Annotated in this window: 23 protein-coding genes; 13 read left to right on the forward strand and 10 right to left on the reverse strand. The window is 72.2% G+C overall.

Annotation, left to right across the window (positions count from 1 at the left end):
- Positions 1 to 192: 192 nt before the first annotated feature.
- The 8 genes from GA0115234_RS09295 (at position 193) to GA0115234_RS09330 (ending at position 10,495) form a co-directional block, all read left to right on the forward strand.
- Positions 193 to 990 carry a TIGR03084 family metal-binding protein gene (locus tag GA0115234_RS09295; protein WP_093540394.1) on the forward strand — a complete coding sequence of 266 codons (798 nt, stop codon included), beginning with the start codon at positions 193 to 195 and terminating at the stop codon, positions 988 to 990.
- Positions 987 to 2,702, forward strand: coding sequence for an acyclic terpene utilization AtuA family protein (locus GA0115234_RS09300; RefSeq protein WP_093540395.1), 1,716 nt, complete (start codon positions 987 to 989; stop codon positions 2,700 to 2,702). Before GA0115234_RS09295 ends, GA0115234_RS09300 begins: the two co-directional genes overlap by 4 nt.
- A gap of 25 nt (positions 2,703 to 2,727) precedes the next feature.
- Entirely contained in the window at positions 2,728 to 4,335 is a 1,608-nt protein-coding gene (locus tag GA0115234_RS09305) for an acyl-CoA carboxylase subunit beta (protein WP_093540396.1), read from the forward strand.
- Positions 4,336 to 4,343: 8 nt separating this feature from the next.
- Entirely contained in the window at positions 4,344 to 6,293 is a 1,950-nt protein-coding gene (locus tag GA0115234_RS09310; RefSeq protein WP_093540397.1) for an ATP-binding protein, read from the forward strand.
- Positions 6,290 to 7,450, forward strand: a complete 1,161-nt coding sequence (locus GA0115234_RS09315) for an acyl-CoA dehydrogenase family protein (protein WP_093540398.1) — start codon at positions 6,290 to 6,292, stop codon at positions 7,448 to 7,450. The genes GA0115234_RS09310 and GA0115234_RS09315 overlap by 4 nt, the downstream gene beginning before the upstream one ends.
- Before the next feature lie 70 nt (positions 7,451 to 7,520).
- The gene (locus GA0115234_RS09320; RefSeq protein WP_093540399.1) at positions 7,521 to 9,125 is read left to right on the forward strand and encodes a 4-coumarate--CoA ligase family protein; all 1,605 of its coding nucleotides are present in this window, start codon (positions 7,521 to 7,523) and stop codon (positions 9,123 to 9,125) included.
- Positions 9,126 to 9,176: 51 nt separating this feature from the next.
- Positions 9,177 to 9,914 carry an enoyl-CoA hydratase family protein gene (locus GA0115234_RS09325; protein WP_093540400.1) on the forward strand — a complete coding sequence of 246 codons (738 nt, stop codon included), beginning with the start codon at positions 9,177 to 9,179 and terminating at the stop codon, positions 9,912 to 9,914.
- Positions 9,902 to 10,495 carry a TetR/AcrR family transcriptional regulator gene (locus GA0115234_RS09330; RefSeq protein WP_093540401.1) on the forward strand — a complete coding sequence of 198 codons (594 nt, stop codon included), beginning with the start codon at positions 9,902 to 9,904 and terminating at the stop codon, positions 10,493 to 10,495. Before GA0115234_RS09325 ends, GA0115234_RS09330 begins: the two co-directional genes overlap by 13 nt.
- Positions 10,496 to 10,507: 12 nt before the next feature.
- Here the strand turns inward: GA0115234_RS09330 and GA0115234_RS09335 are convergent, their stop codons facing one another.
- The 3 genes from GA0115234_RS09335 to GA0115234_RS09345 form a co-directional block, all read right to left on the reverse strand.
- Entirely contained in the window at positions 10,508 to 11,131 is a 624-nt protein-coding gene (locus tag GA0115234_RS09335; RefSeq protein WP_093540402.1) for an RloB family protein, read from the reverse strand.
- A complete protein-coding gene (locus tag GA0115234_RS09340) occupies positions 11,100 to 12,290 on the reverse strand; it encodes an AAA family ATPase (protein ID WP_256088688.1) in 1,191 nt (396 codons plus the stop codon). Before GA0115234_RS09340 ends, GA0115234_RS09335 begins: the two co-directional genes overlap by 32 nt.
- Before the next feature lie 297 nt (positions 12,291 to 12,587).
- Positions 12,588 to 13,697 (reverse strand): citrate synthase 2, encoded by a 1,110-nt coding sequence (locus tag GA0115234_RS09345; protein WP_093540404.1) that lies wholly within the window; start codon positions 13,695 to 13,697, stop codon positions 12,588 to 12,590.
- A gap of 209 nt (positions 13,698 to 13,906) precedes the next feature.
- On the opposite strand from GA0115234_RS09345, the gene pdxH reads away from it, so the two are divergent.
- Positions 13,907 to 14,533 carry a pyridoxamine 5'-phosphate oxidase gene (pdxH, locus tag GA0115234_RS09350; protein WP_093540485.1) on the forward strand — a complete coding sequence of 209 codons (627 nt, stop codon included), beginning with the start codon at positions 13,907 to 13,909 and terminating at the stop codon, positions 14,531 to 14,533.
- Positions 14,534 to 14,903: 370 nt separating this feature from the next.
- Here the strand turns inward: pdxH and GA0115234_RS09355 are convergent, their stop codons facing one another.
- Genes GA0115234_RS09355 through GA0115234_RS09370 form a run of 4 tightly spaced genes read right to left on the reverse strand, consistent with a single transcriptional unit; the run spans position 14,904 to position 18,485 of the window.
- Complete coding sequence (locus GA0115234_RS09355; RefSeq protein ID WP_093540405.1) at positions 14,904 to 16,139, reverse strand: ABC transporter permease; 1,236 nt, start codon at positions 16,137 to 16,139, stop codon at positions 14,904 to 14,906.
- Entirely contained in the window at positions 16,136 to 16,903 is a 768-nt protein-coding gene (locus GA0115234_RS09360; RefSeq protein ID WP_237541176.1) for an ABC transporter ATP-binding protein, read from the reverse strand. The genes GA0115234_RS09355 and GA0115234_RS09360 overlap by 4 nt, the downstream gene beginning before the upstream one ends.
- A complete protein-coding gene (locus tag GA0115234_RS09365) occupies positions 16,900 to 17,940 on the reverse strand; it encodes a peptidoglycan-binding protein (protein ID WP_176729116.1) in 1,041 nt (346 codons plus the stop codon). The genes GA0115234_RS09360 and GA0115234_RS09365 overlap by 4 nt, the downstream gene beginning before the upstream one ends.
- Positions 17,941 to 17,954: 14 nt before the next feature.
- A complete protein-coding gene (locus GA0115234_RS09370; protein ID WP_093540407.1) occupies positions 17,955 to 18,485 on the reverse strand; it encodes a hypothetical protein in 531 nt (176 codons plus the stop codon).
- A 127-nt stretch (positions 18,486 to 18,612) separates the two neighbouring features.
- Here GA0115234_RS09370 and GA0115234_RS09375 point away from each other — a divergent pair, with 127 nt between their 5' ends.
- Positions 18,613 to 19,365 carry a response regulator transcription factor gene (locus GA0115234_RS09375; protein WP_093540408.1) on the forward strand — a complete coding sequence of 251 codons (753 nt, stop codon included), beginning with the start codon at positions 18,613 to 18,615 and terminating at the stop codon, positions 19,363 to 19,365.
- Positions 19,362 to 20,543, forward strand: coding sequence for a sensor histidine kinase (locus GA0115234_RS09380; RefSeq protein ID WP_093540409.1), 1,182 nt, complete (start codon positions 19,362 to 19,364; stop codon positions 20,541 to 20,543). Before GA0115234_RS09375 ends, GA0115234_RS09380 begins: the two co-directional genes overlap by 4 nt.
- Before the next feature lie 92 nt (positions 20,544 to 20,635).
- Here the strand turns inward: GA0115234_RS09380 and GA0115234_RS09385 are convergent, their stop codons facing one another.
- Complete coding sequence (locus GA0115234_RS09385; RefSeq protein ID WP_093540410.1) at positions 20,636 to 21,391, reverse strand: SIS domain-containing protein; 756 nt, start codon at positions 21,389 to 21,391, stop codon at positions 20,636 to 20,638.
- A gap of 217 nt (positions 21,392 to 21,608) precedes the next feature.
- Here GA0115234_RS09385 and GA0115234_RS09390 point away from each other — a divergent pair, with 217 nt between their 5' ends.
- Positions 21,609 to 22,301, forward strand: a complete 693-nt coding sequence (locus GA0115234_RS09390) for a metal-dependent transcriptional regulator (protein WP_093540411.1) — start codon at positions 21,609 to 21,611, stop codon at positions 22,299 to 22,301.
- 928 nt (positions 22,302 to 23,229) lie between these two features.
- Positions 23,230 to 24,123 (forward strand): alpha/beta fold hydrolase, encoded by an 894-nt coding sequence (locus tag GA0115234_RS09395; RefSeq protein ID WP_093540412.1) that lies wholly within the window; start codon positions 23,230 to 23,232, stop codon positions 24,121 to 24,123.
- Positions 24,124 to 24,201: 78 nt separating this feature from the next.
- On the opposite strand, the gene GA0115234_RS09400 is transcribed toward GA0115234_RS09395, so the two are convergent.
- On the reverse strand, positions 24,202 to 25,848 hold the full coding sequence (locus tag GA0115234_RS09400; RefSeq protein ID WP_093540413.1) for a transporter: 1,647 nt from the start codon (positions 25,846 to 25,848) through the stop codon (positions 24,202 to 24,204).
- Positions 25,845 to 26,678, reverse strand: a complete 834-nt coding sequence (locus GA0115234_RS09405) for an ABC transporter ATP-binding protein (protein WP_093540414.1) — start codon at positions 26,676 to 26,678, stop codon at positions 25,845 to 25,847. Before GA0115234_RS09405 ends, GA0115234_RS09400 begins: the two co-directional genes overlap by 4 nt.
- Positions 26,679 to 26,692: the final 14 nt, after the last annotated feature.

Here is a 26,692-nt window from a genome sequence, read left to right on the forward strand (position 1 = left end):
CCGCTCAGTGGCTGTCGGTACCTGCTCGCGGTCCGGCACGGGGTCGCCGCCGGTGGACGCGTACACCGCCCCGACCACGGCCGCCGCCCCGCCGGACCGTCGCGGGAAGAAAACAATGCAAGCATGCTTGCTTGTTTTGCGGGGCGCTGCCATGCTCCTGGGCACACCGCCACGCCCCGAGGGGAGCGCACCGTGTCCGATGTCGCAGCCGTGATCGACGATCTGCGCGACGAGAGCCATGAACTGGACGTGCTGGTGCGGGAGTTGAGCTCCGAGCAATGGGCTGCCGCGACCCCCGCTCCCGGCTGGAGCGTCGCGCATCAGATCGCCCACCTCACCTGGACCGACGAGGTCGCGCTGCTCGCCGCCACCGACGCCGAGGCCTTCGCGAGGGAGGTGGCCAGGGCCATGGAGGCGCCCGAGTCCTTCGTGGACCGGGGTGCCGAGGAGATCGCCGCCGCCCTCGCCCCGGAGGCGCTGCTCGCGCGGTGGCGTGCCGGGCGGGAGCGGCTGGAAGCGGTGCTGCGGGAGGCCCCGGCCGGTACCCGGATCCCCTGGTACGGGCCGCCGATGAGCGTCGCGTCCATGGCGACCGCCCGGATCATGGAGACCTGGGCGCACGGCCAGGACGTCGCCGACGCCCTCGGGGCCACCAGGACCCCCACCGCCCGGCTGCGGCACGTCGCCCGGATCGGGGTGCGGGCCCGCGACTACGCCTACCTGGTACGGGGGATCAAGGCACCCGAGGAGGAGTTCCGGGTCGAACTGCACGCCCCGGGCGGCGAGTTGATCGCCTTCGGGCCGCCGAACGCGCCGCAGCGGGTCACCGGGCCGCTCGTCGACTTCTGCCTGCTCGTCACCCAGCGCGCCCACCGCGACGACCTCGCCGTCCGGGCGGTCGGCCCCGACGCCGACCAGTGGCTCGGCATCGCCCAGGCGTTCGCCGGACCCGCCGGACCGGGCCGCGCACCCCGGGGAGCCGGAGAATGACCGCACCGCTGCGGATCGGCAACGCCTCCGGGTTCTACGGCGACCGCTTCGACGCGATGCGCGAGATGCTCACCGGCGGGCCGCTCGACGTCCTCACCGGGGACTACCTGGCCGAGCTGACCATGCTCATCCTCGGCCGGAGCAGGCTCAAGGACCCCGCGCGCGGCTACGCCACCACCTTCCTGCGCCAGCTCGAAGAGGGCCTCGGGCTCGCCCATGAGCGCGGGGTGAGGATCGTCGCCAACGCGGGCGGGCTCAACCCGGCCGGACTGGCCGACGCCGTAAGGGAGTTGGCGGACAAGTTCGGCGTCCCGGTGCGCGTCGCCCATGTGGAGGGCGACAGCCTGCCCGTCCCGGAGGGGTTCCTCACCGCCAACGCCTACCTCGGCGGCGCCGGGATCGCCGCCTGCCTCGACGCGGGCGCGGACATCGTCGTCACCGGGCGGGTCACCGACGCCGCCCTCGTCACCGGACCCGCCGCCGCCCACTTCGGCTGGGGGCCCGACGACCTGGACGCGCTGGCCGGGGCCGTCGTCGCCGGACACGTACTGGAGTGCGGAACCCAGGCCACCGGCGGCAACTACTCCTTCTTCCGGGGCCACGACCTGCGCCGGCCCGGTTTCCCCGTCGCCGAGATCCACGCCGACGGCTCCTCCGTCATCACCAAGCACGACGGCACCGGCGGCGTCGTCGACCTCGGCACCGTCACCGCCCAGCTGCTGTACGAGACCGGCGGCGCCCGGTACGCCGGACCGGACGTCACGGCCCGGCTCGACACCGTACGGCTGACCCAGGACGGACCCGACCGGGTCAGGATCTCCGGCGTGCGCGGCGAGGCCCCGCCGCCCACCCTCAAGGCCGGGCTGAACCGGCTCGGTGGCTGGCGCAACGAGGTCGTCTTCGTGCTCACCGGCCTCGACATCGAGCCCAAGGCCGCGCTGGTCCAGGAGCAGTTCGCCGACGCGCTCGCCCGCTCCGGCGCCGCACCCGGCGAGGTGCGGTGGGAGCTGTCCCGGACCGACCGGGCCGACGCCGCCACCGAGGAGACCGCGAGCGCCCTGCTCCGGCTCGTCGTCCGCGACCCGGACCCGGAGACCGTCGGACGCGCGGTCTCCGGCGCCGCGATCGAGCTGGCGCTCGGCAGCTACCCCGGCTTCCACGTCACCGCCCCGCCCGGCAAGGGCACGCCGTACGGGGTGTTCGAGGCCCGGTACGTACCGGCCGGCGAGGTCCCGCACATCGCCGTGCTCCCCGACGGGCGGCGGGAGAGCCTGGCACCTCCCGCGACGACACAGCCGCTCCGGGACGCCGGGGAACCGCCGCTGCCCGCACCCCTGCCGGACCCCGGGCCCACCCGCTCCGCCCCGCTCGGGCGGATCGCGGGTGCTCGCAGCGGCGACAAGGGCGGGGACGCCAACGTGGGCGTGTGGGCCGTCGGGGACGACGCCTGGCGGTGGCTGGCCCATGAGCTGACCGTCGAACGGTTCCGGGAGCTGCTGCCGGAGACCGCCGCGCTCACCGTCGTACGCCATGTCCTGCCGAACCTGCGCGCGCTGAACTTCACCGTCCACGGGCTGCTCGGCGAGGGCGTCGCCGCCCAGCACCGGTTCGACCCGCAGGCCAAGGCGGTGGGGGAGTGGCTGCGCTCCCGGCACCTGCCCATACCCGTAGCGCTGCTGGAGACCGCCCACGCACCGGAGGCGCACGCATGACCGTCCACGCACCGGAGGCGCACGCATGACCGTCCTGCCCACCGCGCTCGACACCGCGAGCCCCGAATACGCCGCGAACCGCACGGCCATGCTCGCCAAGCTCGACGAACTGGCCGGCGAGCACACCAAGGCGCAGGCGGGCGGCGGCGAGAAGTACGTGGCACGGCACCGCTCGCGCGGCAAGCTCCTGGCCCGCGAGCGGATCGAGCTGCTGATCGACGAGGACACCCCGTTCCTGGAGCTGTCGCCGCTCGCCGCCTGGGGCAGTGAGGCCCCCGGGTACACAGTCGGCGCTTCGCTCATCACCGGGATCGGGGTGATCGAGGGCGTGGAGTGCCTGATCACCGCCAACGATCCGACCGTACGCGGCGGCGCCTCCAACCCCTGGACCCTGAAGAAGGCGCTGCGGGCCAACGAGATCGCCTTCGCCAACCGGCTGCCCTGCGTCAGCCTCGTGGAGTCGGGCGGCGCCGATCTGCCGTCCCAGAAGGAGATCTTCATCCCCGGCGGAGCGCTCTTCCGCGACATCACCCGGCTGTCGGCCGCCGGGATCCCGACCGTCGCCGTCGTCTTCGGCAACTCCACCGCCGGCGGGGCGTACGTCCCCGGCATGTCCGACCACACCGTCATGATCAAGGAACGGTCCAAGGTCTTCCTCGGCGGACCGCCCCTGGTCAAGATGGCGACCGGCGAGGAGAGCGACGACGAATCGCTCGGCGGCGCCGAGATGCACGCCCGCACCTCCGGCCTCGCCGACCACTTCGCCGTCGACGAGCAGGACGCCGTGCGCCAGGCCCGCCGGATCGTCGCCCGCCTCAACTGGCGCAAGGCACACGCCGACCCGGGCCCGGCCGAACCGCCGAAGTACGACGAGGACGAGCTGATCGGCATCGTGCCCGGCGACCTCAAGGTGCCCTTCGACCCGCGCGAGGTCATCGCCCGGCTCGTCGACGGCTCCGACTTCGACGCGTTCAAACCGCTGTACGGGACCAGCCTGGTCACCGGCTGGGCGCGGCTGCACGGCTATCCCGTCGGCATCCTCGCCAACGCGCAGGGCGTGCTGTTCAGCGAGGAGTCGCAGAAGGCCGCCCAGTTCATCCAGCTCGCCAACCAGCGCGACATCCCCCTGCTCTTCCTCCACAACACCACCGGCTACATGGTCGGCAAGGAGTACGAGCAGGGCGGCATCATCAAGCACGGCGCGATGATGATCAACGCGGTGTCGAACTCGAAGGTCCCGCACCTCTCCGTGCTGATGGGCGCCTCCTACGGGGCCGGGCACTACGGCATGTGCGGCCGCGCCTACGACCCGCGCTTCCTCTTCGCCTGGCCCGGCAGCAAATCCGCCGTCATGGGTCCGCAGCAGCTCGCCGGGGTGCTCTCCATCGTCGCCCGCGCCTCCGCCGCCGCCAAGGGACAGCCCTACGACGACGAGGCCGATGCCGCACTGCGCGCCATGGTCGAGCAGCAGATCGAGTCCGAGTCGCTGCCGATGTTCCTGTCCGGGCGGCTGTACGACGACGGGGTCATCGACCCGCGCGACACCAGGACCGTCCTCGGGATGTGCCTGTCCGCGATCCACACCGCCCCGGTCGAAGGCGCCCGCGGCGGCTTCGGAATCTTCCGGATGTGAGGACGACCATGATCAGTACCCTGCTCGTCGCCAACCGGGGCGAGATCGCCTGCCGGATCTTCCGCACCTGCCGCGCGTTCGGCATCGCCACCGTCGCGGTGTACTCCGACGCGGACGCCGACGCGCTCCACGTACGGGAGGCCGACACCGCCGTACGGCTGCCCGGCGCCGCCCCCGCCGACACCTACCTCCGCGGCGACCTCGTCGTACGCGCCGCGCTCGCGGCCGGTGCCGACGCCGTCCACCCCGGCTACGGCTTCCTCTCCGAGAACGCCGGATTCGCCCGCGCCGTGCAGGACGCCGGTCTCGTCTGGGTGGGCCCGCCGGTCAAGGCCATCGAACTGATGGCGTCGAAGACCCGAGCCAAGGAACTGATGGCCGCCGCCGGGGTACCGCTGCTCGCCCCCGTCGACCCGGAACGGGCCACCGCCGACGACCTGCCGCTGCTGCTCAAGGCGGCGGCGGGCGGCGGCGGACGCGGCATGCGGATCGTTCACGAACTCGTCGACCTGCCCGCCGAGTTGACGGCGGCCACCGCCGAGGCGACCGCCGCGTTCGGGGACGGCGAGGTCTTCGCGGAACCGTACGTGGAACGCGGCCGGCACGTCGAGGTGCAGGTCATGGCCGACGGACACGGCGGGGTCTGGGCGCTCGGCACCCGCGACTGCTCCCTCCAGCGACGCCACCAGAAGGTCATCGAGGAGGCCCCCGCACCCGGACTCGACGACGCACTGCGGACCCGGCTGCACGACGCCGCCGTGGCCGCCGCACAGGCCGTCGGCTACCAGGGCGCGGGCACCGTCGAATTCCTCCTCGCCGCCGACGGGCGCCCGTATTTCCTGGAGATGAACACCCGCCTCCAGGTCGAACACCCCGTCACCGAAGCCGTCCACGGACTCGACCTCGTCGCCCTCCAGCTCCGCATCGCCGAAGGCGAACCCCTGCCCGCCCCCGCACCCCCCGCACCGCACGGCCACGCCGTCGAGGCCCGCCTCTACGCCGAGGACCCCACCCACGACTGGCAGCCGCAGACCGGCCCCCTGCACACGTTCCACGTACCCGGGGAACCAGGACTGCGCCTGGACACCGGCTACACCGACGGCGACACCATCGGCGTCCACTACGACCCGATGATCGCCAAGGTCATCGCCCACGCCCCCACCCGCACCGAAGCCGTACGCCTCCTCGCCCGCGCCCTCGAACGCGCCCGCATCCACGGCCCGGTCACCAACCGCGAGCTGCTCGTACGGTCCCTGCGCCACCCCGACTTCCTCGCCGCCCGCCTCGACACCGGCTTCTACGACCGCCACCTGGACGCCCTCACCACCGGGCCGGAGGAGGACGGCCCCCGCCGCGCCGCCCTGGCCGCCGCACTCGCCGACGCCGCCACCCGGCAGCACGGCCCCGGACCGGGCCCCGTCCGCCTCGGCGCCTGGCGCAACATCTCCTCGCAGCCCCGGACCAAGCGCTACCGCGCCGAACCCGACGGCACCGAACACCGGGCCGCCTACCGCACCACCCGCACCGGCCCCGTCCCCGAGACCGGCGAACAGGTCATCGCCGCCGGGCCCGGCCGCGTCACCCTCGAAGCAGACGGCATCACCCACCACTTCGACATCGCCGTCCACGGCGACACGGCCTACGTGGACACCGCCACCCGCTCGTACACCCTCACCGCCCTGCCCCGCTTCACCGACCCCACCGACCGGACCGAACCCGGCTCACTGCTCGCCCCCATGCCCGGCACCGTCGTCCGCGTCGCCGAAGGACTCACCCCCGGGGCCGCCGTCCGGGCCGGGCAGCCGCTGATCTGGCTGGAGGCGATGAAGATGGAACACCGCATCCTCGCCCCCGCCTCCGGCACCCTCGCCGCGCTCCACGCCGCCCCCGGCCTCCAGGTGGAGGTCGGCGCCCTGCTCGCCGTCGTGCAAGACGTACAGGAGGAACCGAAGCCATGAGCACCGACCTCGAAACCGAAGAGCACCAGGCCCTGCGCGCCGCCGTCGCCGCCCTCGGAAAGCGTTACGGACGCGACTACATGACCTCCGTCGTCCGCGACGGCGCCCACCCGCGCGAACTGTGGACCGAAGCCGCCAAGCTCGGCTACCTCGGCGTCAACCTCCCCGAGGAGTACGGCGGTGGAGGCGGCGGCATGGCCGAACTCTCCATAGTCCTGGAGGAGTTGGGCGCGGCAGGCAGCCCGCTGCTCATGATGGTGGTCTCCCCGGCGATCTGCGGCACCGTCATCGCCCGCTTCGGCACCGACACCCAGAAGCGCCAGTGGCTCCCCGGCCTCGCCGACGGCAGCCTCACCATGGCCTTCGGCATCACCGAACCCGACGCCGGATCCAACTCCCACCGCATCACCACCACCGCCCGCAAGGACGGCGGGGACTGGCTCCTCACCGGCCGCAAGGTCTTCGTCTCCGGCGTCGACATCGCCGACGCCACCCTCATCGTCGGCCGCACCGAGGACGCCCGGTCGGGCAGGCTCAAGCCCTGCCTCTTCATCGTCCCCCGCGACGCCCCGGGCTTCGGCCGCTCACAGATCGACATGGAACTCCAGGCCCCCGAGAAGCAGTTCGAGCTGGTCCTCGACGACGTACGCCTCCCCGCCGACGCGCTGGTCGGAGACGAGGACGCCGGACTGCTCCAGCTCTTCGCCGGGCTCAACCCCGAACGCATCATGACCGCCGCCTTCGGCATCGGCATGGGCCGCTACGCCCTCGGCCGCGCCGTCGACTACGCGAAGACCCGCCAGGTGTGGAAGGAACCCATCGGCTCCCACCAGGCCATCGCCCACCCCCTGGCCCAGGCCCACATCGAACTGGAACTGGCCCGGCTGATGATGCAGAAGGCCGCCCGGCTCTACGACGACGGCGACGACATCGGCGCGGGCGAGGCCGCCAACATGGCGAAGTACGCGGCCGGAGAAGCCTGCGTCAAGGCCGTCGACCAGGCCGTCCACACCCTCGGCGGCAACGGCCTCACCCGCGAGTACGGCCTCGCGTCCCTGATCACCGCGGCCCGCGTCGCCCGGATCGCCCCCGTCAGCCGGGAAATGATCCTCAACTACGTCTCCCACCAGTCCCTGGGCCTGCCCAAGTCGTACTGAGACCGACCGGCAGCCTGTCTCCGACACCGCCGCTCCGGTCTCCCACACCGCCGCCCCGAAGGGACCCGCCATGGCACACGTGTTCCACAGCGACTACCCCGCCGTACCGGCACTCGACCTGCCCATCCACGACGCGGTCCTGGGCGAGGCCACCGCCGCGTACGGCGACACGGTGGCCCTGATCGACGGTACGGACGGCAGCACCACCCTCACCTACCGGCAGCTCGACGCCTTCCACCGGAAGATCGCCGCCGGGCTCGCCGCGGCCGGGCTGCGCAAGGGCGACGTACTGGCCCTGCACAGCCCCAACACCATCGCCTATCCCGCGGTGTTCTTCGGCGCGACCAGGGCCGGTGCCACCGTCACCACCGTCCACCCGCTCTCCACGGCGGAGGAGTTCGCCAAACAGCTCCGCGACTCCTCCGCCCGCTGGATCGTCACCGTCTCCCCGCTCCTGGGCGCGGCGCGCGAGGCCGCCGCACTCGCCGGCCCCATCGAGCGGATCCTCGTCTGCGACCGGGCCGAGGGACACACCTCCGTACTCGACCTGCTCGCCACCACCGCCCCCGAACCCCACATCGCCCTCGACCCCGGCGCGGACATCGCCGCCCTGCCCTACTCCTCCGGCACCACCGGAACACCCAAGGGCGTCATGCTCACCCACCGCTCCATGGCCACCAACCTGGAGCAGCTCCGCCCCTTCGTCCCCATGGGCCCCGGCGACCGCATCCTGGCCGTACTCCCCTTCTTTCACATCTACGGTCTGACCGCCCTGATGAACGCCCCGCTGCGGATGGGCGCCACCGTCGTCGTACTGCCGCGCTTCGACCTCGGCCAGTTCCTCGCCGCCATCGAGAAGCACCGGATCACCGGCCTGTACGTCGCCCCGCCCATCGTCCTCGCACTCGCCAAGCACCCCGCGGTCGACCAGTACGACCTGTCCTCGCTGGAGTACGTCGTCAGCGCCGCCGCCCCGCTCGACGCGGCACTCGCCGCCGCCTGCTCCCAGCGCCTGGGACTGCCGCCCGTGCGCCAGGCGTACGGCATGACGGAACTCTCGCCCGGCACCCATGTCGTCCCGCTCGCCGCCGAGAACCCCCCCCCGGGCGCGGTCGGCAGGCTCCTGCCCAGCACCGAGATGCGGATCGCCCCGCTCGGCGACGACACCGAGGACGCCCCGGTCGACACCGACGGCGAGATCCTGATCCGCGGCCCACAGGTCATGAAGGGCTACCTCGGCCGCCCCGAGGCCACCGCCGACATGATCGACGCCGACGGCTGGCTGCACACCGGCGACATCGGACGCGTCGACGCCGACGGCTGGCTGTTCGTCGTCGACCGGGTGAAGGAACTCATCAAGTACAAGGGCTACCAGGTCGCCCCCGCCGACCTGGAGGCCCTGCTGCTGACCCACCCGTCCGTCGCCGACGCCGCCGTCATCGGGGTGTACGACGACGAGGGCAACGAGGTCCCGAAGGCGTACGTCGTCCGCCAGCCGTCCGCACCTGACCTCACCGCGGACGACATCATGGCGTACGTCGCCGAGCGCGTCGCCCCGTACAAGAAGGTCCGGCGGCTCGAATTCACCGACGCGATCCCGCGCGCCGCCTCCGGCAAGATCCTCCGCCGCGAACTGCGCGACCGGGAGAAGACCCGGGCAACGGCCACCGACTGAGCACCCACGAGCCGAGCACCCGAGCACTCACCAGAAGGAGACGACCGGCCCATGACGGCGCTCGCCGCCCCCGCCCACGACCGGGGCATCACCACACTCACCCTCGACTCGCCCGCCAACCGCAACGCACTCTCCGCGCCCCTGGTCGCCGCACTCTCCGCCGCTCTGGACGCATGCGCGGCCGACGGCACCGTACGGGCCGTCGTCCTCACCCACACCGGCAACACCTTCTGCGCGGGCGCCGACCTCACCGCACCGCCCGACCCGCACGCCCTCGTCGCCCTGATGCGGCAGATCGTCGCCCTGCCCAAACCCGTCGTCGCCCGCGTCACCGGCCACGTACGGGCGGGCGGCCTCGGCCTGCTCGCCGCCTGCGACATCTCCGCGGCCGGCCCCGTGGCCACCTTCGCCCTCACCGAATCCCGCCTGGGCCTCGCCCCGGCCGTCATCTCGATGCCCCTGCTGCCCCGCATCGACCCGCGCGCCGCCGCCCGCTACTACCTCACCGGAGAACGCTTCGACGCGACCGAGGCCGCCCGCATCGGCCTGATCACACTCGCCGCCGAAGAGGTGGACAAGGGCCTCGCACCCGTCCTGGACGGGCTGCGCAAGGCGTCCCCCCAGGGGCTGGCGGCATCGAAGGAGCTGGTCACAGCTACTGTGCTGAGCAACTTCGACCAGCACGCCGAAGACCTCATCGCCCGCTCGGCGGCCCTCTTCGCCTCCGCCGAGGCCCGGGAAGGAATGACGGCCTTCCTCGAACGACGGGATCCCGCATGGGAGTTGTGACGCCCCCCACCGACCGGACCCCCAAACAGGACCGCAGCCGCGCCACCCGCCGCCGACTCCTCGAAGCCGCCGTCGCCTGCCTCGCCGAACACGGCTGGGCGGGCTCCACGGTCTCCGTCGTCGCCGAACGCGCGGGCGTCTCGCGCGGCGCCGCCCAGCACCACTTCCCCACCCGCGAGGACCTGTTCACCGCAGCCGTCGAATACGTCGCAGAGGAACGCTCCGCCGCCCTGCGCGCCCTGCCCGTCCAGGGCCGCGCGGCGGTCGTCGCCGCACTCGTCGACCTCTACACCGGCCCGCTCTTCCGCGCCGCGCTCCAGCTCTGGGTCGCCGCCTCCAACGAGGCACCCCTACGCCCCCGCGTCACCGAACTCGAAGCCCGCGTCGGCCGCGAGACCCACCGCATCGCCGTCGAACTCCTCGCCGCCGACGAGACGAAGCCCGGCGTCCGCGAAACCGTCCAGGGCCTCCTCGACATGGCCCGCGGCCTCGGCCTCGCCAACGTCCTCACCGACGACACCGCCCGCCGTCAGAGGGTCGTGGCACAGTGGGCGCTACTGCTGGACGCCGCACTCGACTGACCCAATGCGCCGCTATACCGCCGGGCCGCCGATGGCGAGAGCGAGCCGCCACATGCCGGTGGATGGATTCACTTCCGATTCCTTGCCCTCCGGGGCCAGCTCCCGCGCGCGGCACACCGCTTCGCGCCAGGTGCCCTCGTAGGAGCGGAAGTCGAGGTCTGTCTTGCTGTACCCGCCTGCTGCATGTCTGTTCAGGTGCGGCACGAGATGGGCGTACGACGGGGCGTGACCGCGGTGGTCGGTGAAGTGCAGCAGCAACCACAGCTCGAAGCACGGATTGGACAGCGCGATCTCAATGCCGTGGCGGCCCGCCTCGGTCACGGCCCGGTCGATGTCGGTGAACTCGTCGACATCGAAAACGCACCACGCCTGGTCGTACTCGTCGGCCGCCGACTCAAGTAACTTCGCTGTGTACGCGACGACTTGGGAAGGCGCCTTGGGGCGTTCGATGATCTTGACCGAAACTGCCGGATTCCGCACAGAGGACGTGAGTCCCTGCACATAGTCCCGTTCCGTCACTTCGGTGCCGCAGACGACCAGCAGTCGCTGTCGGGTGACTCGACGCCCTGTTCTTCTGTCGAGCCGGGACTCGAAGGAGGGACTCCTACGTCCGCTCGGCTTCGGTGTCCTCGCCATCCTGCTCCCCCCGGCCCGCCAGCGCCCTGGCGAAACTGTCGTCGATGAACGGCACGCCGCCATAACTGCCGCCCAGGTAGCGGCGCTCGTGGTTCTCCCCGATGCGGGGCTTGAACTCCGCCAAGGCGAACAGCTCCGTCTCGCCGTACTGATTCTTCTCCAGGAACCACACTTGGTCCCGCTTGAGGATGTCCTCCCCGCCCATGCGACCGAGCAGGCTGGCATCGTGGGTGGTGAAGACCAGTTGGGCTCCGTGCGGGTTGGTGGACGGATCCTGGAAGAGGCCGATGAGCTGCGCGGTGAGCAGCGGGTGGAGACTGGAGTCGATCTCGTCCACGACGAAGGTGCCGCCCCGCCGCAGGACCGACATGAACCGTGGGGCCTGTTCCAGAAGCGCCCGGGTACCGGCGGACTGCTCGTGCAGGTCCATCCGCACCACGCCGGTACGACTGCGATGTCCGAGCCAGGGCCGTAGGTGTTCTTGCGGGCCCTCTTCTTCCAGCCTGGCGAGCAGACGCGCCGGAACGCGTCCGCCGTACCGCTGTCGCAGCGCGTCCTCGTCCAGGAGAAGGCGCTCCGCGCCGCACTCCTCGATACCCAGGTCAGCTGCGCGCAAGAGGGCCATCAGCTCGGGATGACGTTCCGGACTCTCCAGCATCCGGACCATGTCGAGGCCGCCGAGGCGTCCTGGTCCCTGCCGGCCGAACCTCAAGTCCGTCAGGAACCAGTCATAGACCGGGCGGAAGTCCATCTGCTTGGAACGTGCCGCCATGGTCAGGAACAGCACATTGGGTTCGGTGATGTTCTCGACCAGTTCCAGTTCGCGCTTGGCCTGCGAGTCGCCCGGCTGCACGTCGCCGTCCGGCCGCTCGAAGATCTTGCGCTTCTTCCCGTGCGGATAGCTGTAGAGCCATTCGTCCAGAACCCGCTCGTCATCGACGCTGAAACCGTAGGTGAAGCGGACACCGTCGAGCAGCAGATCCACCACGTACCAGGAAGGCTCGTCGAGTGCGGCGGTGTCCAGACGGAAGGGATTGCGAGTGACGCCGCCGTCGGGCTCCGCGTCACGGTGTGAGTTCACCACCATCCGGGCCATGTATTCCAGCGCGCCGAGCAGATTGGACTTGCCGGCCGCGTTGGCGCCGAAGAGGCCCGCCACGGGAACGGCCTGCCAGTCCGTGCCGGGAGGCCGATCCGCGTCGTAGGCGGGGTGAAGTTGAAGTTCTTGTTCTTCCCGGATCGAGCGATGATTCGACACCCTGAAGTTCAGTAGCACGTGAGCCCTCCCCCCCCAGCGATTCAGTGGGACTGTGCGCAAGTGAATCGCGAGTACAGGAAGCTGGCAACCCGTTACGAGGAATACCGGGCGTCACGGGTGGTGATTCCACCCGAACGGGAGCCGAGGCCGAAGAGAGAATCCGTCCCTCAGGCCCCGGCCCCGAGCTGGGCGGATCGCTCAGTTCCCCAGATCCGCCAGCTGCTCGTACCCCGCGATCTCCCGGGGATCCCGCGAACCGGGGCCGACGTACCGCGCCGAAGGACGCACCAGCCGCCCCGTCCGCTTCTGCTCCAGGATGTGCGCCGACCAGCCCGCCGTACGCGCGCAGGTGAACATCGACGTGAACATGTGCGCCGGGACCTCCGCGAAGTCCAGCATGATCGCCGCCCAGAACTCCACGTTCGTCGCCAGCACCCGGTCCGGGCGCCGCGCGTGCAGCTCCTCCAACGCGGCCTTCTCAAGCGCCTGCGCCACCTCGAAGCGCGGCGCGCCCAGCTCCTTCGCCGTACGCCGCAGCACCCGCGCCCGCGGGTCCTCCGCCCGGTAGACCCGGTGCCCGAAGCCCATCAGCCGCTCGCCCCGGTCCAGGGCCTGCTTCACGTACGCGGTGGCGTCGCCGGTCCGCTCGATCTCCTCGATCATGCCGAGCACCCGGGACGGCGCACCGCCGTGCAGCGGCCCCGACATCGCACCCACCGCACCCGACAGGGCCGCCGCCACATCGGCGCCGGTCGACGCGATGACCCGGGCGGTGAACGTGGAGGCGTTCATGCCGTGCTCGGCGGCCGACGTCCAGTACGCGTCGACGGCCTTCACATGCCTGGGGTCCGGCTCACCGCGCCAGCGGATCATGAACCGTTCGACCACGGAACCGGCCTTGTCGATCTCGCTCTGCGGGACCATCGGCAGCCCCTGCCCGCGCGCTGACTGGGCGACGTACGACAGCGCCATCACGGCGGCCCGCGCCAGATCGTTGCGCGCCGTCTCCTCGTCGATGTCGAGCAGCGGCTTCAGCCCCCACACGGGGGCGAGCATCGCCAGCGCGGACTGCACATCGACCCGGATGTCCCCCGAGTGCACCGGGATCGGGAAGGGCTCGGCCGGCGGCAGACCGGGGTTGAACGCCCCGTCGACCAGCAGGCCCCAGACGTTCCCGAACGAGACATGGCCGACGAGATCCTCGATGTCGACCCCCCGGTATCGGAGCGAACCGCCTTCCTTGTCCGGTTCGGCGATCTCCGTCTCGAACGCGACGACTCCCTCTAGTCCCGGTACGAAGTCGGACATGGCGGCTCCCTCGGTCGACGGCTCTGCGGAGGCCACAGCGGCCTGCTCACGATAGTGGCGGGTTCCCCCGACGCGGGGAAGCGTGACATCCGGCACAACACCCGGGCCGCTGCCCGCCCCTCCCTATCGGGTCCGGTCGGCCGCTGCGGCAGGATGACCCCGTGCCCACCTCAGACTCCCCCTCCGATTCCACCACCGATCCGGCCGCGATGCGCGAGCAGTACCGCTCCGAGGGCTTCACCGAGGACACGCTGGCCGCCGACCCGATGCAGCAGTTCGCCCACTGGTTCCGGCAGATCGCCGTGGGCGGGATGCTCCACGAACCCAACGCCATGGTGGTCTCCACCGCCACCCCCGAGGGCCGGCCGTCCTCGCGCACCGTGCTGCTGAAGAAGTACGACGCGCGCGGCTTCGTCTTCTTCACCAACTACGAGTCCCGCAAGGGCCGCGAACTGACCGCCAACCCCTACGTCTCGCTGCTCTTCCCCTGGCACCCGATAGCACGCCAGGTCATCGTCACCGGCCGGGCGGACCGGGTCGGCCGCGAGGAGACGGTCGCCTACTTCCGTACCCGCCCGCACGGCTCCCAGCTCGGCGCCTGGGCGAGCCCCCAGTCCACGGTGATCGGCACCCGCGACGAGCTGCTCGCCCGCTACGAGGAACTGGCGGCCCGCTACCCCGAGGGCGAACACGTCCCCGCGCCCCCGTACTGGGGCGGCTTCCGGGTCGTCCCCGACACGATCGAGTTCTGGCAGGGCCACGAGAACCGGCTGCACGACCGGCTGCGGTACGTACGCGAGGGCGAGCAGTGGCGCGTCGAGCGCCTGTGCCCGTAGCGAATCCTCCCGGGGCAGCCCCGCCCGGACACGCAGAGACCCGCAGGCTCTGGTCCCTCCTTGCGGAGGAGCCGGCCGGACTTACCGGCGAGCCTGCGGGTCGGTGACTGCTTGGGATTGGCCGACGACCGGCCTGCACTGCAAAGAGCGCGACGAACGGGCGTCAGCCCGCAGCCACCTCACGAGTCCGAGAAGAAATCACTTCCGGAACACCTCCTTTCGCGTGTGGTAGCAGCCTAGAAAGGGGGCGGGGGACGCCACAACCCATTTATTCGGCGGTCTCGTGCCGAGGGCCGTACGCGTATCCGTCGGGCCGCCGCACGCGGTCCGGCCAAGGCGCGCCGACCCCGGCACCGGTTCCGGCCCGGCCTCACGCCGCGTGCAGTGCCAGCGTCGGTGAGAGGCGGGACGCCCGCACCGCCGGGTAGAGGCCCGCGATCGTGCCGATCACCAGCGTCGCGCCGAAGCCACCGCCGACCGCCCACGGCGGCACCACCCAGGGCAGCCCGCCGGAGTACGCGTACACCCCGGTCGCCGCCGCACCGAGTGCCACGCCCGCCAGGCCGCCCAGGCCGGAGAGCATCAGCGACTCCGTGACGAACTGGATACGGATCTGGCCCCGGGTCGCGCCGAGCGAGCGGCGCAGCCCGATCTCGTACCGCCGCTCCAGCACCGAGATGATCATGGTGTTGGCGACCCCGACGCCGCCGACGAGCAGCGCGATGCCGCCCAGGCCCAGCAGCAGGCTGCTGAACGCCCCCTCGGTCGCCGCCTTCGCCCGGAGCGCCGACGACGGATCGGTGACCTTCACGTTCTGCGGGTTCCGGGGGTCGACCGTCGCCGCCATGACCTTGCGCACGTCCTGCACCGCCGCGTCGGCCGAGCGCTCGTACACCGATGTCGGGTGGCCCTCGAAGCCCAGCAGGCGCTTCGCACCCTCCCAGCCGACCAGGGCGGAGCGTTCGATCTCCGGCGCGAGCGGCAGCGGGGCGAGAATCCCGATCACCGTGAAGTACCGGCCGCCGATCCACACCTGCCGGCCCGGAGCGGTGATGCCGAGGCGCTCCGCCGAGACATGGCCGAGCACGACGGAGGGGTAGCGTCCGGTCGCGTTGTCGAGCCAGCGGCCGCTGCGGACCTCGCCGCGCAGCACCCGCAGCAGGTCGCCGGTGGTCGCCTTGACGGTGATCCCGCCCGTGTCGTCCTTGTCGATCTTCTCGTTGCGACGTGCGGTCGCGTCGAGGTCGGCGGTCGCGCCCACCTCCTGGACGCCCTCGATGCGGCCCACCATCCCGACCGATTCCTCGGGCAGCTCGACGTCCTGCCCGGCGAACATCGAATCGCCGGGGGAGGCCACGAGCAGGTTGGTGCCCAGTTTGTCGAGCTCCCGGAGCAGCTGGGCCTGGCTGGAGGCGGAGATGCCCACCACCGAGATCATCGTCGCGATGCCGATGGCGATGCCCAGGGCGGAGAGCACGACCCGCACCGGACGGCTGCGCAGCCCCGCCGAGCCGACGTGCAGCACGTCCCGGGGGCGGAGCCGGGCCGCTCTCAGCCGCTCCCGGCCCCGGCCGCCGGCCTCGCGGTCCGCGCGCCGCGCCCTCACTGGTCCGCCCCCGTCGCGGCGGGGGAGCGGCCGTTCCCGTTCCTGGACGGGGTGCGTACGGCTGCGGACGGGTTGGGTACGTTCGTCGACGGGTTGCGTACGTCTGCGACCACCTGGCCGTCCCGGACGCGTACCTCGCGCGGCAGGCCCTGGGCGATCTCGGTGTCGTGCGTGATGACCGCGATGGTGGCGCCCTCCCCGTTGAGGTCGCGCAGCAGCTGCATCACCGCTTCCCCGGACGCCGAGTCGAGCGCCCCGGTCGGTTCGTCGGCCAGCAGCAGCGCGGGTTCCCCCACGACGGCCCGCGCGATGGCCACCCGCTGTCTCTGTCCGCCGGAGAGCTGGTGCGGCTTGTGGTCGAGGCGGTCGGCGAGGCCGACCCGCTCCAGCGCGGCGGCGGCCCTGCGGCGGCGTACGGCACGGGACAGGCCGGAGTACAGCAGGCCCTCCGCGACGTTGTCGCGGGCGCTGACGCCCGGCACCAGGTGGAACGCCTGGAAGACGAAGCCGATGTGCTGGGCACGCAGCGCGGAGAGCCTGCGGTCGGAGAGCGCCGCCACGTCGTGACCGGCGATGTGGACGGACCCGGCGGTGGGGCGGTCCAGGGTGCCGATGATGTGCAGCAGCGTGGACTTGCCGGAGCCGGACGGGCCGACGATGCCGAGGAGTTCGCCCTCCTCGACGGTGAGATCCACCCCGCGCAGGGCGGCGACCGGACCCGGGTACTCCTTGGTGACGGCCCTGAGGCCGACGACCGTGCTCATATCTTCGGCACCCCGACCTTCATGCCCGCGCGCAGCCCGCCGCCGGACACCTCGACCCGGCCCTCGGCGAACATGCCGAGCTCGACCTTCACATCGCGGACCGTGCCGTTCTGGACGACCTGGAGGCCGAAGCCGCCGCCGTCCAGCGCGAGCAGCGCGTTCACCGGGACGCTGAGGACGTTCTTGTGCACGTCGCCGGTCAGGTTGACCGTGACCGGTGCCTGGTCGAAGCCGCCGACCTCGTCCGGCTTGTCGAAGGAGACGGTCAGGGTGACCTTGGGGCTGTCGTCCTGCGGGTCCTTGCCGGGCTTCGCCGTCCGGCCGACCGAGGAGACCGACCCGGCCGCGCTGCTGCCGTCCGGCAGATCGACGGTGACCTCGGTGCCCGCTTCGGCGAGCTCGCTCTCGGCGACGTCGAGTTCGAACGTCACGATGCGCTCGGAGCCGGTCGTGGTGAGGACCGGAGCACCGGGCTGGGCCAGTTCGCCGACGGCCGTCTCGACGCTCTTGATCCGGACCTCCCCCGGGGCGAAGGCGATGTCCTGCGGCCCCACCGTTCCGGTCCGCTCGCTGTCGTGGGACTTCTGCCAGCGCTCGACGGCGGCCGCGGTCAGTTCGGTGTACTCGTCGTCCGGGGTGAAGCCGGTGTAGCCGAGCTCCACGAGATTGCGCTCCAGCTGCTCCACGTCCCGGCCCCGGTCGCCCGGCTTCAGCGTCCGGTACATCGGCCCCGCGCCGTACATCAGCCACACCGCCCGGCCGTCGACCTCGTACAGCCGCTCGTTCCGCTTGACGGTCGAGCCGGTGCGCGGGGTCCAGGTCATGGTGCCCGCCGCGCCCGCGTTGACCTTGCGCTGCTTGTCGTAGCCGAGCGTCCCGTCCGCCTGGGCGCTGTCGCGCAGGTCGCCGCGCTCGACCGCGACGGTGGCCGGGGGCAGCCCGGTGTCCGTCGGGCCGCCCGTCTCCCCGGCGGAGCCGAGCCGGGTGAGAGCCACTGACCCGGCCGCCACGATGAGCACCGCCGCAGTGGCCGCCATGATCCGTCCGCGCCTCACCGCCCGACGCTTTCGCACGCCGCGTTGGCCTTCTCGAACTTCTTCATGTCCTTCGGTTTCATCATGGGCGCCGCCTGCATCGCCCCGCCGTCGAACTTCGGGTCGGGCATGTCGAAGCCGTTCTTGCGCATGCACCGGGCGAAGGCGACCGCCTTGTCCTTCTCGGCCTGGGTGAGCTCCTTGGGCCCGCCGCCGACCGCCTTGTCCTGGCAGGCCTTGAACGCCTTCTCCATCTCCTTCTTGCTCTTGCCGCCGCCGCCGATGGTGATACCGCGGCCGTCCTCGCCCGGCTTCGGCTCCGCGACGTCCAGACCCTGCTCCCGCAGACACTTGCGGTGCTCCAGGGCCTGATCCTCCTCCGTCTTCTTGTTGCCCGAAGCGGATCCGCCGCTCTTGCTGCCGCTTCCGCTGCCGTCCCCCGAGCAGGCGGTGGCCGACAGGACGACGGCGGCGGCGACCAGGCAGGCGGCGACGGCGCCGCGACTCTGTTCGCGGGAGGTGGTCCGGCGGAAAATGGCGGGATTCATGAGGGCTCCTCGTCCGTTGCTGACAGGCCGGGTGGGTACGGCCCGAGCGTGTGCGAGGACGCGGTTTCGTTTCTCTCAGCCCGGATGCTTACACCGACGAAACACCGCTTTCGGCTAAACAGGGCCCATGCGTGTGCTGCTGGTGGAGGACGAGGAATTCCTGGCGGGGATGATCGCCGAGGGGCTGCGCCGTGACGCCGTCACGGTGGACATCGCCCCCGACGGCCGGGCGGCGCTGGACCGGCTCCGGTTCGGCGCGTACGACGTGATGATCCTCGACCGCGATCTGCCGGGGCTGCACGGTGACGAGGTGGCCCGGCGGGTCGTCGGCATGCGCCTGCTGACCCGGATCCTGATGCTCACCGCGTCCGGGACGGTACGGGACCGGGTGGCCGGCCTCGGGCTCGGCGCCGACGACTACCTGACCAAGCCGTTCGCGTACGACGAACTCCTCGCCCGGGTCCTGGCGCTCGGCCGCCGGGCCCGCCCCGCTCTCCCTCCGGTGCTGGAGCGGGCCGGGCTGACGCTCGACACCGCCCGCCGCCAGGTCTGCCGCGACGGCCGCTACCTCTCGCTCTCCCGCAAGGAGTTCGCGGTGCTGGAGGCCCTGCTGCGGGCCGAGGGCGCGGTCGTCAGCGGCGACGACCTGATCGAGGAGGTGTGGGAGGAGGACACCAGCTACCGCACCAACGCGGTCCGGGTCACCCTGTCCAAGCTCCGCGCCAAACTGGGCGCGCCCCCGGTGATCGAGACGGTCCCGGGGGCCGGCTACCGCATCGGGGACGGCCGCGCCGACGGGCCGCGGGACCACGGCCCCGCGACCGGGCCGGCGGAGCAGCCGGACGACGGCTCCGGGGACCGGCCGGGGGAGCGCCGGTGAGCAGCGAGCGCGCCCGGCTCACCGCGCTGTACGGCGGACTGCTGGTGCTGGCCGGAGCCCTGCTGGTGGGGCTGGTCTACCTGCTGGTCAGCGAGGGCCTGTACGCCAGCGTGCTGACCGCGGTGGCCCCGGCGGTCCCCTCCGGGGCCACCGACGTCGCCATCCGGTCGGGCATGGCCGCGCCCGCGCTGCCGTCGTCGGACTGGGCGCAGACCACGATCATGCAACCCGGGCAGTACGCGGTGGCGCGGAAGGTCAGTACCGCCGCCGGGGACGCCGCGCTCAGCCAGCTGCTGACGGTCTCCGGGGTCTCCCTCGCCGTCTACTCGGCGCTCTCCGTCGCGCTCGCCTGGTGGATGGCGGGCCGGGTGCTGCGGCCGGTCGGTGTCATCACCGCCCGCGCCCGCCGGCTCTCCGGCAGCAACCTGCACGAACGCCTCGCGCTGAAGGCCCCGCCCGGCGAGCTCAAGGAACTGGCCGACACCTTCGACGGGATGCTCGACCGGATCGAGGAGCTGGTCGCCGCCCGGCAGCGGTTCGCCGCCAACGCCGCCCACGAGCTGCGCACCCCGCTCGCCGTGCAGAGGGCCGCGGCCGAGATCGGCCTCGCCGACGACCCGTCGCCCGAGAAGGTCGCCTGGATCAGGGACAAGCTCATCGACACCGCCACCGACAGCGAGCAGCTCATCGAGGGGCTGCTGCTCCTCGCGGTTTCGGACGAGGGCCTGCGTCGGCGCGAACGGGTCGGACTGGACGCGACCGCGGCCACGGTGACCGAGGTGCTGGAGCCGGAGGCGAAGAACCGTTCCATCGCCGTCGAGACGGAGGCCCGGCCGGTGTCGGTCGAGGGCGACCCGGTCCTGCTGGACCATCTCGTGCGCAACCTGGTCGCCAACGCGCTGCGCCACAACCACCCCGGCGGGACGGTACGGGTCCGGGTGGGGCCGGGCGGTCTGGAGGTCGCCAACACCGGGCCGGTGGTGGACCCGGCGACCGTGCCGCTGCTGTTCGAGCCGTTCCGCCGGGCGCAGGCCCGCCGCCACGCTCCCGGTGAGGGGGCCGGCCTGGGGCTCTCCATCGTGGCGTCGATCGCGAGGGCGCACGGCGGCGGGGCGAGCGCGACGGCGAACCCGGGCGGCGGACTGACGGTCCGGGTCGTGCTGCCGACGTGCCCGTAGGGCCCCTCGCGGGGCGGCCGGCGGCCCGGACCGATCAGCGGTGGTGCGCGGTCGGCGGTCAGTGCCGGTACGCGGACAGGGGTGGTACGCGATCAGCGGTGGTAGAAGATCCGGTCGCCGTACTCCGTCATGACGCGGTCGTTCCACTCGTAGCCGCCGTCCACGTTCCCCGACCGCAGCAGCGGCGGTTCCACGCCGCGTGCCGCGAGCTGTTCCGCCGCGGCGGCCATCATCGCCTGCATCAACGCGCTGGTGACCACCGTCGACGCGGGGGCGAACGGGGCCTCGATCCCGTCGAGGGTCAGCTCCGCGTCGCCGATGGCGATCTTGCTGTCGAGCACGATGTCGCAGTGGTCCCGCAGGAAGCCGCCCGAGGAGTGCCGGGAGCGGGTGCCGTCCGCGTACGCCACCGACGTCACACCGATGACCGTGAGGCCGAGCGCCCGCGCGTTCTGCGCCATCTCCACCGGGAGCGCGTTGCGGCCGGAGAGCGAGATGATCACGAGGACGTCGCCGGATTTGGCGGGGCTGGAGTCCAGCACGGCGCCCGCCAGCCCGTCGACCCGTTCCAGCGCGGAGCCGAGGGTCGCGGGCATGACATCGACGCCGACCGTCCCCGGTACGGCCAGGAGGTTCATCAGGGCGAGGCCGCCCGCCCGGTAGACGACGTCCTGCGCGGCGAGCGAGGAGTGTCCGGCGCCGAAGGCGAAGAGCCGGCCGCCCGCCGTGACGGTGTCGGCGATCGCGGCGCCGGCGGCCGCGATATTGCCGGACTCCTCGTCGCGTACCCGCTCCAGCAGGCCGATCGCTGCGTCGAAGAACTGACCGGCCAGCTTGCTGTCGCTCATCGAGGAGGCCCTTTCCGGCGGGAGAAAGTGTTCATGGATGTCCGTGCCGCGGATCACGTTGCGGTCTGGACCAGTGACCTGTCAATACCGTCCGTGCGGCTCCGCCGCCCGCCGTACGGCCGGCGCGGCACGGTTGTCGGCGGTATGCGTCAGAATTGGGGGAGGGCCAGCGCACAGCGCTTACGACGTTTTCCTGTCACAGCATCGAGGGGCACGAATGTCCGGACTGATCGACACCACGGAGATGTATCTCCGCACCATCCTCGAACTCGAAGAGGAAGGCGTGGTCCCCATGCGCGCCCGGATTGCGGAACGGCTGGACCAGAGCGGTCCGACGGTCAGCCAGACGGTGGCGCGCATGGAGCGCGACGGCCTGGTGCAGGTCGCGGGCGACCGCCACCTGGAGCTGACCGACGAGGGGCGCCGCCTCGCGACGCGTGTGATGCGCAAGCACCGGCTCGCCGAGTGCCTGCTCGTCGATGTGATCGGCCTGGAGTGGGAGCAGGTCCACGCCGAGGCATGCCGCTGGGAGCATGTGATGAGCGAGGCCGTGGAGCGGCGGGTCCTGGAGCTGCTGCGCCACCCGACGGAGTCCCCGTACGGGAATCCGATCCCGGGCCTGGAGGAGCTGGGCGAGAAGGCCGAGGCCGACCCCTTCCTCGAAGAGGGCATGGTGAGCCTGGCGGAGCTCGAACCGGGCGCCGAGGGCAAGACGGTGGTCGTGCGGCGGATCGGTGAGCCGATCCAGACGGACGCCCAGCTGATGTACACGCTGCGGCGTGCGGGTGTGCAGCCCGGTTCCGTGGTCAGCGTGACCCAGTCGCCCGGTGGCGTGCTGGTCGGCAGCAGCGGTGAGGCGGCGGAGCTGGACTCCGAGGTCGCCTCGCACGTGTTCGTGGGCAAGCGCTGAGAGCTCAGCGCCTTGCCGCCGAGTAACCCCGGCGGCGGGCGGGTACCTCTGGGCGGCGGGTGCCGCTGAGGGGTGCCCGTTCTGGCCGGGCGGCGCCGTCGGCACCGGGATGCCGGTGGCCGGACCGTGTCATCGGGGTACCCGCGACCGGGGTCCTGCGGGCGGAGTGCCCGCGACCGGGGTCCTGCCGTCGGGGTGGCTGCGGCCGGGCGGCGCCGGAATGCCGGTTGGCCGGATGGTGCCGCCGGGGGCGTCGAAGCAGGATGTCCGCTTGACCTTTTCCGTCCGGAAGTGCAGCGCCCGGACGGATCGCGTGCCAGGCTGTCGCTGAGGCATACCTGAGAGTGTCGGCCGATGGGCCGCGCGGTCGGGGAGGGAGCAGGCGCATGCGCCCGTCGTACCGGCGTATCCGGCATGTCCGGCACGCGCACCGGAGAGCCGCTGCCATGGTCCCGGCCGTTCGCGTCTCGCGCGGCGGTGCCCGGGGGAGCGCCTGCGGGCGCACCCGTGCCTCGCACGCCACCGCCCCTGGAACGCGGGCCTCCGTACCTCGGCGCGGACCCGCGCGTGCGGCTTCCCGAACAGCCTCCCGAACAGCCTCCCGGGCGGCTTTCCGAACGGCTTCCCGGACGGCAGAGGGCCCCGGCGCCTCGCGGCGCCGGGGCCTGTCCTCCCCTGCTGTGACCTGGAGCCCCGAGCTCTCAAGGTCGCTCCCCACGGGCCCTCATCCCCGAGTGGCCCGCCTCCCGGAGAAGATCTCCCCTCCGCCGCCGCCATCAATCCTTGGAGGTGGTCACTCGAACGAGCGGTGTTGGGTGGCGGAACCCGGTTTTCGAATACAAGTTCGATAGTCTGGCGTGACGCGAGCACACGGTGATCGAGCGGTGATCGAGCGGTGATCGAGGACCAGAAGGGGGTGCCAGGACATATGGTGCGGCGCATCGATGTGACCGGGACCGGCGGCGTACGCCTCGCGGCCTGGGAGTTCGCCGACCCGCCCAAGGGGTGCGCGGAGGGCGAGCGCGCCCCCGGGGTCTTACTGCTCCATGGCCTGATGGGCCGGGCCGCGCACTGGGCCTCGACCGCGCGCTGGCTCGCCGGGCGGTACCGGGCGGTCGGCCTCGACCAGCGCGGCCACGGCCGCAGCGACAAGTCGGCCGAGGGCCCGTACACCCGTGACGCGTACATCACCGACGCCGAGGCGGCGATCGAACAGCTCGGCCTCGCCCCCGTCACCCTCATCGGGCACGCGATGGGAGCGCTGACGGCCTGGCAGCTCGCCGCGAAGCGCCCCGATCTCGTCCGGGCCCTGGTCATCTGCGACATGCGGGCCTCCGCGCTCGGCGCGGCCTCGCAGCGCGAGTGGGAGGACTGGTTCAAGTCCTGGCCGGTGCCGTTCGCGACGCTCTCCGACGTACGGAAGTGGTTCGGCGAGGACGACCCCTGGGTGGAGCGGCCCAACCCGGCCCGCGGCGAGTTCTTCGCCGAGGTGATGGCCGAGCGGGCCGACGGCTGGCGCCCCGTCTTCTCCCGCCGCCAGATGCTCCGGACCCGTGCGACCTGGGTGTTCGACGCGCACTGGGAGGAGCTGGCACAGGTCCGCTGTCCGACCCTGGTGCTCCGCGGCCTCGACGGCGAGCTGGGCCGGGCCGAGGCCCAGGAGATGGTCCGCGTACTGCCGCGCGGGCAGTACGCGGAGGTGGCCGACGCCGGCCATCTCGTCCACTACGACCGGCCCGAGGGCTGGCGCGCGGCGGTCGAACCCTTCCTGGAGCGGTTCGCCGAGGGCCCCCAGACCGACCGCGAGCCCGTCCCGATGTGACGGAGTGACGTCGCCGGGGGCGTGTCGCAGGCCGTGTCGCGGGGCGGCGCGGTCGGCCCGGTCCCCCGGCGGTGGCCCTCAGCCCTTGCTGACCGCCGCCAGGATCTCCGGGAGCCGGTCCGCCGTGCGGGGCGCGGCGAGCCGCGCCCCCGCCCAGGAGATCAGCGCCCCGTACCCGGCCCCCACGGGCAGCAGCAGCCAGAGCCACTGCTCCAGACCGGCGACATGCAGCCAGATCGTCACCGCGATCACGGGCGCGCAGAGCAGCCCCGCCGAGACCATGCCGCCGAAGATCGAGATCCAGGCGAGCCCGGCCTGTCCCGGCGCCACGTTCTTGAACGCCCCGTCCTGCGGGATCGAGTACGGGAAGTTGGCCGACGCCACCGCGCCCGTCGCCAGCATCCCGCCCAGCAGGGCGAGCGACAGCCCCATGACCTCCGGCAGGTCGCCCCAGTCGCCGAGCACCGCCGCGGTCACCACCGTCACCAGGATCGTGTAGGGCAGCGTGATCAGCAGCAACGCCAGGGCGCGCGCCCGCAGTTCCAGATAGGCGTCCCGGGTGGAGGAGATCGTCAGCGCCACCATCCAGAACGCGGAGGTGTCCTGCCCGAACTGGTTGTACATCTGGATGCCGAGCATCCAGGCGGCGAAGCAGGCGAAGTAGATCGAGCCGCTGCCCTGGAGCGCGTTGACGACCGGCACGATCAGGCCGACCGCCAGCGCCGTGGTCCAGGCGGCCTTGGTCTTCGGATCGCGCGCGATGTACCGGAGGCTGCGCTCCATCACCGCTCCCGTGCGCCCCTGGGGCAGCAGCGCGGTGACCCTCGGGCCGTCCTTGCCGGTCTTCTCGCGGCCCGGCCCGGCGGCGGCCAGGGTCGAACCGTCCGGGGCCGTCATCAGCTTCACCAGGCTCCGCTGCCACAGCCACAGCAGCGCGGCCAGCGCCGCGACGGACAGCAGCAGCTGCGCGAGGGCCTGTCCGTACGAGCCCCGCGAGGCCGAGTCCACCGCCCCGACCGCCGAGGCGGGCGGCAGCCAGCGCACCACGTCCGCGGCCGGATCGAGCGCGGCGAGCCCGCCCGCCTGTCCGAGCCGCTGCGCGCCGAAGTTGACGAACTGGAAGCCCACCGCGATCACCAGCCCACTGAGCACCGCGAGATCGCGGCCCTTGCGGGAGGTCAGCAGACGGGTGTTGGCCGTGGCCACGGCCCGCGCCAGCGCCACGCACAGCAGCAGCGTGAGCGGCGCGGCCACCACGGCGAACACCGCGCCGACCGCCCCGCTCGCCAGCGCGAAGGCGGATCCGGCCGCCAGACAGAGCGTGAACAGCGGACCGATCCCGACCAGCGAGGCCGCCAGCAGCGCCCCGATCAGCGGGCGCGGCCGCAGCGGCAGCATCACCAGCCGGCTCGGGTCGAGCGTCTCGTCGCCGGCGGAGAAGAACAGCGGCATCACCGCCCAGCCGACCGCCACCACCGCCGCCAGCAGCACCACGAGGGTCGCGGCGTGGGCGTAGCCGTGCAGCGCGATCAGCCCGATCAGCACGCCCGCGGCGACCAGCAGGGTGAAGACGACGGAGGCGATGTACGCGGCCCGTCGGCCGGACGACTGCCGCAGCCCGTTGCGCAGCAGGGTCAGCTTCAGCCGTACGAAGACACCGACGAGCCCCTCGCCGGTGCCGGCCGGTCCGGGCGCGGCCCCCACGGGGGCGTCGAGCACGCTCATCGCCTGCCGCCCAGCCAGTCCAGGGACTCGCCCGTGGTGCGGGAGCCCGCGCCGACGAGTTCGAGGAAGGCGTTCTGCAGCGAGGACGCCTCGCCGCGCACCTGCTCCAGGGTGCCCTGGGCCCGGATCGTGCCGGCCGCCATGACGGCCACCCACTCGCAGAGGGACTCGACGAGCTCCATCACATGGCTGGAGAAGACGACGGTCGCCCCGGAGCGGGTGTAGCGCTCCAGGACCTCGCGGATGGTCTGCGCCGAGACCGGGTCGACGCCCTCGAACGGCTCGTCCAGGAACAGCACTTCTGGGTTGTGCAGCAGCGCGGCCGCGAGCCCGATCTTCTTCCGCATGCCGGTCGAGTAGTCGACGACCAGCTTGTGCTGGGCGCCCGCCAGGTCGAGCACATCGAGGAGCTGGGTGGCCCGCTGGTCGACCTCGGTGCCCGGCAGCCCCCGCAATCTGCCGGTGTACGCGAGGAGTTCGCGTCCCGAGAGGCGCTCGAAGAGCCGCAGCCCCTCCGGGAGCACGCCGATCCTGCTCTTCACCTCGACGGGGTCGCGCCACACGTCGTGTCCGGCCACCTCGACGGTGCCGTGGTCGGGCCGGAGCAGCCCGGTGACCATCGACAGCGTGGTGGTCTTGCCCGCGCCGTTGGGCCCGACCAGACCGATGAACTTGCCCGCGGGCAGCTCCAGATCGATCCCGGCCACCGCGGTCTGTTCCCCGAACCGCTTCCACAGCCCCTGTACGCGAACGGCGGGCGGCGGCGTGGCCGGTCCGCCCGCCGCCTCACCCGCCCGCGGCTCTCTGTCGGTCTCTGTCCGGTCCTGCATGATGCACTGCCTTT

The organism is Streptomyces sp. DvalAA-43 (genome assembly GCF_900091725.1).
Taxonomy (GTDB): domain Bacteria; phylum Actinomycetota; class Actinomycetes; order Streptomycetales; family Streptomycetaceae; genus Streptomyces; species Streptomyces pulveraceus.

Bases quoted from the DNA above. Each gene is read 5' to 3' on its own strand.
- GA0115234_RS09300 (WP_093540395.1), top strand. From the start codon at position 987: ATGACCGCACCGCTGCGGATCGGCAACGCCTCCGGGTTCTACGGCGAC.
- GA0115234_RS09305 (WP_093540396.1), top strand. From the start codon at position 2,728: ATGACCGTCCTGCCCACCGCGCTCGACACCGCGAGCCCCGAATACGCC.
- GA0115234_RS09310 (WP_093540397.1), top strand. From the start codon at position 4,344: ATGATCAGTACCCTGCTCGTCGCCAACCGGGGCGAGATCGCCTGCCGG.
- GA0115234_RS09315 (WP_093540398.1), top strand. From the start codon at position 6,290: ATGAGCACCGACCTCGAAACCGAAGAGCACCAGGCCCTGCGCGCCGCC.
- GA0115234_RS09320 (WP_093540399.1), top strand. From the start codon at position 7,521: ATGGCACACGTGTTCCACAGCGACTACCCCGCCGTACCGGCACTCGAC.
- GA0115234_RS09325 (WP_093540400.1), top strand. From the start codon at position 9,177: ATGACGGCGCTCGCCGCCCCCGCCCACGACCGGGGCATCACCACACTC.
- GA0115234_RS09330 (WP_093540401.1), top strand. From the start codon at position 9,902: ATGGGAGTTGTGACGCCCCCCACCGACCGGACCCCCAAACAGGACCGC.
- GA0115234_RS09335 (WP_093540402.1), bottom strand. From the start codon at position 11,131: ATGGCGAGGACACCGAAGCCGAGCGGACGTAGGAGTCCCTCCTTCGAG.
- GA0115234_RS09345 (WP_093540404.1), bottom strand. From the start codon at position 13,697: ATGTCCGACTTCGTACCGGGACTAGAGGGAGTCGTCGCGTTCGAGACG.
- pdxH (WP_093540485.1), top strand. From the start codon at position 13,907: ATGCGCGAGCAGTACCGCTCCGAGGGCTTCACCGAGGACACGCTGGCC.
- GA0115234_RS09360 (WP_237541176.1), bottom strand. From the start codon at position 16,903: ATGAGCACGGTCGTCGGCCTCAGGGCCGTCACCAAGGAGTACCCGGGT.
- GA0115234_RS09365 (WP_176729116.1), bottom strand. From the start codon at position 17,940: ATGGCGGCCACTGCGGCGGTGCTCATCGTGGCGGCCGGGTCAGTGGCT.
- GA0115234_RS09370 (WP_093540407.1), bottom strand. From the start codon at position 18,485: ATGAATCCCGCCATTTTCCGCCGGACCACCTCCCGCGAACAGAGTCGC.
- GA0115234_RS09375 (WP_093540408.1), top strand. From the start codon at position 18,613: ATGCGTGTGCTGCTGGTGGAGGACGAGGAATTCCTGGCGGGGATGATC.
- GA0115234_RS09385 (WP_093540410.1), bottom strand. From the start codon at position 21,391: ATGAGCGACAGCAAGCTGGCCGGTCAGTTCTTCGACGCAGCGATCGGC.
- GA0115234_RS09390 (WP_093540411.1), top strand. From the start codon at position 21,609: ATGTCCGGACTGATCGACACCACGGAGATGTATCTCCGCACCATCCTC.
- GA0115234_RS09395 (WP_093540412.1), top strand. From the start codon at position 23,230: ATGGTGCGGCGCATCGATGTGACCGGGACCGGCGGCGTACGCCTCGCG.
- GA0115234_RS09400 (WP_093540413.1), bottom strand. From the start codon at position 25,848: ATGAGCGTGCTCGACGCCCCCGTGGGGGCCGCGCCCGGACCGGCCGGC.
- GA0115234_RS09405 (WP_093540414.1), bottom strand. From the start codon at position 26,678: ATGCAGGACCGGACAGAGACCGACAGAGAGCCGCGGGCGGGTGAGGCG.